This is a genomic window from Nonomuraea sp. NPDC049784 (genome assembly GCF_040659615.1).
In the GTDB taxonomy this organism is placed as follows: Bacteria; Actinomycetota; Actinomycetes; order Streptosporangiales; family Streptosporangiaceae; genus Nonomuraea.
This window is the reverse complement of sequence record NZ_JBFAMX010000680.1, coordinates 1-5,192: the sequence shown is the minus strand read 5'-3', so window position 1 is coordinate 5,192 and position 5,192 is coordinate 1. Positions and strand designations below refer to the sequence as shown.

Sequence of the window (5,192 nt, the reverse complement as noted above, 5' to 3'; positions counted from 1 at the left end):
CGGCGAGCGCCCGCATGGCCAGGGCGGCCAGCCGCTCCCGCAGCGGGTGCGCGACCACCTCCGCGGTCAGGTCGACCGGCGCCCCGGTCTCCAGCCGCGCCTCTGCGCGAGTCTCGACCGCGGCGAGGCGCTCCTGTTCGAGGGCGGCGGCCGCGTTCGCCAGGAGCGGCACCGAGGTGAGATCGGCCAGCGCGGGGCCCCGCCAGAGCTCCAGTCCTTCCCCGTGCCTGGCCGTTCGCCTGAACCGCAGGGCGTCCACGTCGTCGGGCTCCACGATGAGCGCGTAGCCGCCCGGCCTGCTCTCCACCACCTCGTACGGGCGCAGCGCCATCCGCAGCCGCTTGACCAGCGTCTGGAGAGCGTTGGCCGCGTTGGCGGGCGGCTCGTCCGGCCACAGGGCGTCGATCAGCCGCTCGGCCGTGACGGTACGGCCGGCTTCCAGCGCCAGGACGGCGAGCAGCGCCCGCAGCCTGAACCCGCCGACCGCGACCGGTCCCCCGTCGCCCTCGACCTCCAACGGCCCAAGGATCGATATCCGCACATGTCATATCCTGCCCTGCCCCTCCCCACCAGCGAGCACCCCAACCGGCCCGCCGGGCTTGCGGCGCCGCACCGGACCGCGGGACGCACCACTCGACGCCCACGAGCCACCCGCGCCTCAACCCCGCCTCGCGACCGGCGCGCACGGAAAACGGCCGGCCAGGGTCGGTGAGCGGCCCTGGCTGGACCGGGTGCTGGGACACGAGCGTGTACGGCGACCGCCCACCCCGCCGTGGCGCTCACACGTGGCCAGGCGCTTGTGCCGTGGCGGGTGAGCAAGTGTGGCGGGGCGCACGGAAAGCGGTCAGCCAGGGGCGATGGGTGCCCCTGGCTGGTCCGGCGTGGAGGGTCAGAAGTCGTCGGGGGTGCGGACGCGGTCGCGGATCCAGACGCCGGCCGGCTTGAGGCGTGAGGTGCCGGCGAAGGGCCCGTTCGGACAGGTGCCCTCGGTGAAGACGGCGCCCGAGCGCTCGTCGTCGGAGTAGTTCCAGTTCACCCAGCTGATCTTCTTCTGCGCCATCAGGTCGAGGTACTGCTGCGACCTGGTGAAGTTGTTCGACCCGTCACCGGAGGCCGTCTGCGTGCCGAACTCCGTGACGAAGATCGGGAGCCGGTCGGCCGCCCTGGACAGCGTGTTGAGGTACTCGCTGCCGTGAGAGGCCGCGTAGAAGTGGAACGTGTACATGATGTTGTCGGCGTTGACCGGGTTGTTGATGATCTCGGACTCGGTGGCACCGTCGGAGACGCCCAGCGACGACCAGGCGCGGGTGCCGACCAGGATCGGGGTTTCGGGGTCGTACTGCCTGATCACGGGGATGAGCTGGTTGGCGTAATTGCGCACCGTGGACCAGGAGACGCCGTTGGGCTCGTTGGCGATCTCATAGAGCAGGTTGTTCTTGCCGTTGTGCCGCTGGGCGATCTCGGTGAAGAACGTCTTGGCCCGTGACAGGTTGTAGTTGGGGTCACCGGGGTCGAGCATGTGCCAGTCGACGATGGCGTACAGACCGCGCGCGGTGGCCTGCTCGATCAGGTTGTGCACCCGGTCGGTGAACAGCCGGGGGTTGGTCTCGTAGCCGTCCTCCTGGATGTACATGGAGATGCGCAGGACGTCGGCCTTCCAGTCATCGGCCAGCGCGTCGAGCGAGGCGGTGTTGAGGCACTGGTAGTACCACTGCAGGCCGTGGCTGCTCATGCCGCGCAGCTGGATCTGCTTGCCGTTCTCGTTGCAGAGCCTGACCCCGCACACCTTCAGCTGCCCGTTGGCCTGGACCGGCGTGCCCGTGGGAGGTGCTCCGAGGACGAGGCGGTCGAGGTTGGGGCCGCCGTTGGCAGTGGTGGCGGTCGCGCGGACGGTGTTCGTCCCGGCGTTGAGCGTGGTGGTGAGCGTGGCCTCCTGCCAGGTGGTCCAGGCGCCGGTGCCGGGGAAGTCCCGGGTGGTCGTGGTGCCGTTCACGGCGACGGCCATCGGACGATTGGTGGTGGTGCCGTTGGCGTACCTGAAGGTGAGGGTGGCGGGGCCGGCGGTGGCGGCGTCGACGGCGAACTCGACGTACGAGCCCGTGGTGTTGTCGTAGTTGACGAATCCTGTGCCGCTGTAGCCGGCGTGGTTCGACTCGGCCACGCCCTGGGAGATCGTGGCGTTCTCGGCCTCGTACGTGGTCGCGGCCTGGGCTGGGGCGGCTTGCAAGGAGGCGGCGACGATCGCGGCGATGGCGGCGAGCCGCACGGATCGATGCATGGGGGTGAGCTCCTTACTCGTTCATTAGGAAACTTTACTAACGAGCATGGGGAGCGTAGATCGGGCGTCTATCAGAGGACAAGACCCAATTTGACCCGAACAGTCAAAGGGCGCGGTCCACGCGGCCACCCCTAGCCGCGCGGACCGCGCCCATCTCGAACGGCGAACCCACAGGACAGCAGCGCCGCCAGCCACAGCGCCACAGCGAGCTCGCTTCGCATTCTATGGTAAACAAATAGGTATTACAGGTAAAGCTCGAATTTGCGGCAAGGTGTGGCGTGTACGGGTGGATATGGGCTGCGCCGGGCGAGATATCGTGATGTTCGGTTAAGCCTTCCCCCTGGAGCAGGACGCATGTTCTTCGGTATCACGAATTTCTGGACCTACGTCATCGGCGCCTTCCTGATCATTCTTCTCCCCGGCCCGAACTCCCTGTACGTGCTGAGCTTCGCCGCCCAGCACGGCGTCCGCCAGGGCTACCGGGCCGCGGCGGGCGTCTTCCTCGGCGACACCGTGCTGATGTTCCTGGCCGCCGCCGGCGCCGCCTCCCTGCTCCGCTCCAACCCGCTGCTCTTCACGATCGTCAAGTACGCGGGCGCCGGCTATCTGGCGTGGATCGGCTTCCAGATGATCAGGGGTGCGTGGAGATCCAGGACGGCCGCGCAGACCGAGGAGAAGCCGCAGGTCAAGACGGAGCGCCAGCCGCGCCCTTTCCGCAAGGCCCTGGTGATCAGCCTGCTGAACCCGAAGGCCATCCTCTTCTTCATCTCGTTCTTCATCCAGTTCGTGGAGCCGTCGTACGCCACGCCCGCCCTGTCGTTCCTGATCCTGGGCGCGGTCATCCAGGTGTTCAGCTTCCTCTACCTGACGGCGCTGATCTTCGGCGGCACCTTCCTGGCCGGCCAGTTCCGCCGGCACAGGAAGCTCAGCGCCGGTCTGACCTCGGGCGTCGGCGCGCTCTTCCTCGGATTCGGGGCGAAGCTCGCCACCACGTCACTCAGCTGAAAGCCGGCCGAAAGGCCCTGCTGTTTTCGTGGGAACCAGATGGAACGAGTCAAAAGAGGCAGTCGCACCACCGCTCCTCGGGTACGGTAAGCCACCGGCGTGCTTCCCGGGACGCGGGTGATGCCGTTCTGGTTATGGCGAGCGGTCCATCTGGAAAGCCTTGTCCCCCGAAGCCCGGGTAGACGCTGATCGTCGGCCTATCTGCGGAGCAGCCTTGAACCATCCCCCAGTCACCCTTCCACGCCTCACCGCACTCGCCCGGCAGGCGGCTCCGAAGCTGCTCGAAGGGGTCGTGGCGCCGCTGGCGGTGTTCTACCTGGCCATGATGGTCCTCGGATTCAAGTGGGCGCTCGTCGCCACCGTCGCCTGGGTCTATTTCGGAGTGGCCTGGCGGCTGGTGAGGCGGGTGAGGGTGCCCGCGACCATGTTCCTGGCCGCGATCGCGATCACGGTCCGTGCCCTCGTGGCGTTCTGGACCGGCACGTGGATGTGGTTCTTCATCCAGCCGGAGATGGGCACGATCTGCATCAGCATGGCCTTCCTCGCCTCCGTCCGGCTCAACAAGCCGCTCGTGCAGAAGCTCACGCTCGACTACATCCACCTGCCCTCGGCGGTGCTCAAGCACGAGCGGGTACGCAGGTTCTTCGCCAGGATCACGCTGCTGTGGGCCTTCGTGCTGCTGATGAACTCCACGTTGAGCATCGTCCTCGCGGTCTATGAGTCGCTGGCGGGCTCGCTCGGCGCGTTCATGGTGCTGAGGACGTCAGCGGTGGCCGTCATCAGCGGACTGGCGATCGCGTTCTCGCTCTACGCCTTCAAGCGCGTGCTCCACCGGCTGCACGTCGCGCACACCTGAGCCCGACCGCTCGGCGAGCAGGAACGCCCCGCACATCCCCATGACCAGCCCGGTCAGCATGCCGAACAGCTCGGCCAGGTCCGACCCGGGTGTGCCGAGCGGCGCTCGTACGGAGCTGATGATCACCGCGTAGAGCCCGCCGCTGAACAGCGAGCCGGAGCCGAGCCAGGCCACCACCAGCGCCAGCCAGAACGGGCCGCGCCCGCGGCGCCTGACCATCAGCACCAGCGCGACGGCCCCGGCGATGGCGAGCAGGCCCTCGACGCATTCCTGGATGCCCCCGGGCAGCTTGACCACGCCGATCGGCACGGCCACCAGCAGCGCACCCCAGGCCACGACGGTCTGGAACTCCCTGGTCGGGCCGGCGAACGCGTGGTCGATCCGGGTGGTGAAGACGCCCGGCCACCGGTCGCGCGAGTAGAGGACGAAGGCTGTCATGAGCCCGGCACCCTGCACGATGAACCCGCTGTAGACCATCATGTAGATCCACGGTTCGATGGGCCCGCCGGTCTCGAACACCGACAGCCCGCCGGCCAGCAGCATGATCGGCACTGTGACGATCACCACCGAGAGCAGGCCGGTGCCCACCCACAGCGGGAGCAGCACGAGCCAGGCGGGCAGCCGCAGCCCCCACCGCGTGGTGAAGGCCAGCGCCAGCATCAGCCCGACGGCTTCCATGCCGAACGTCATCGCGTTGAGCCCGACCATCGCCGAGTCGTTCAGGAGGCCGGGATCGGTGGTCCCGATCGAGCTTCCCGTCAGCCAGAGCATCTTCAGCGTGAGGTACGGCAGCATCGCGGCGACCGCGACGATCGCGGCGGTGACGCGCCCTATGCTCGCTCTCTGTTCACTCATGCTCCGAGCGTCGCCCGACGGGCCGCGGGTTCCCTCCCGAGCCGCGGGGATCCCCATCCCCCTCGTGGGGGATGGTCACGTCCAGCTCGAAGCCGTCGCCGGCCGGTCCGGCGGACAGCGTGCCGCCCGCGAGCCGTACGCGCTCGCGCAGGCCCGCCAGCCCCAGCCCGCCCGGCAGCGCGGTCGGACGGGCCCGCG

5 protein-coding genes and 1 pseudogene are annotated in these 5,192 nt (G+C 68.5%); 2 read left to right on the top strand and 4 right to left on the bottom strand.

The genetic code is table 11. The features are described 5' to 3' along the window. Both AB0J09_RS55620 and AB0J09_RS55615 read right to left on the bottom strand, forming a co-directional pair. Positions 1-541, bottom strand: a 541-nt coding sequence (locus tag AB0J09_RS55620) for a BTAD domain-containing putative transcriptional regulator (protein WP_360710507.1), incomplete at its 3' end; no start/stop codon positions are given. Between the two features lie 348 nt (positions 542-889). After that, positions 890-2,278, bottom strand: a complete 1,389-nt coding sequence (locus AB0J09_RS55615) for a cellulase family glycosylhydrolase (protein ID WP_360710505.1) — start codon at positions 2,276-2,278, stop codon at positions 890-892. A 354-nt stretch (positions 2,279-2,632) separates the two neighbouring features. Here AB0J09_RS55615 and leuE point away from each other — a divergent pair, with 354 nt between their 5' ends. Together leuE and AB0J09_RS55605 are read left to right on the top strand one after the other, a co-directional pair. Then, on the top strand, positions 2,633-3,283 hold the full coding sequence (leuE, locus tag AB0J09_RS55610; RefSeq protein ID WP_360710503.1) for a leucine efflux protein LeuE: 651 nt from the start codon (positions 2,633-2,635) through the stop codon (positions 3,281-3,283). Between the two features lie 214 nt (positions 3,284-3,497). Next, entirely contained in the window at positions 3,498-4,139 is a 642-nt protein-coding gene (locus AB0J09_RS55605; protein ID WP_360710502.1) for a VC0807 family protein, read from the top strand. On the opposite strand, the gene AB0J09_RS55600 is transcribed toward AB0J09_RS55605, so the two are convergent. Both AB0J09_RS55600 and AB0J09_RS55595 read right to left on the bottom strand, forming a co-directional pair. Further along, positions 4,047-4,994 (bottom strand): hypothetical protein, encoded by a 948-nt coding sequence (locus AB0J09_RS55600; RefSeq protein WP_360710500.1) that lies wholly within the window; start codon positions 4,992-4,994, stop codon positions 4,047-4,049. The genes AB0J09_RS55605 and AB0J09_RS55600 overlap by 93 nt on opposite strands. Beyond that, positions 4,987-5,192, bottom strand: a pseudogene (locus AB0J09_RS55595) (hypothetical protein); the annotation flags it as partial. The gene AB0J09_RS55600 and the pseudogene AB0J09_RS55595, both read right to left, overlap by 8 nt.

What these genes read in the sequence shown, in the direction of transcription:
- AB0J09_RS55600 (WP_360710500.1), bottom strand. Translation starts at nt 4,994, where the DNA reads ATGAGTGAACAGAGAGCGAGCATAGGGCGCGTCACCGCCGCGATCGTC.
- AB0J09_RS55615 (WP_360710505.1), bottom strand. Translation starts at nt 2,278, where the DNA reads ATGCATCGATCCGTGCGGCTCGCCGCCATCGCCGCGATCGTCGCCGCC.
- leuE (WP_360710503.1), top strand. Translation starts at nt 2,633, where the DNA reads ATGTTCTTCGGTATCACGAATTTCTGGACCTACGTCATCGGCGCCTTC.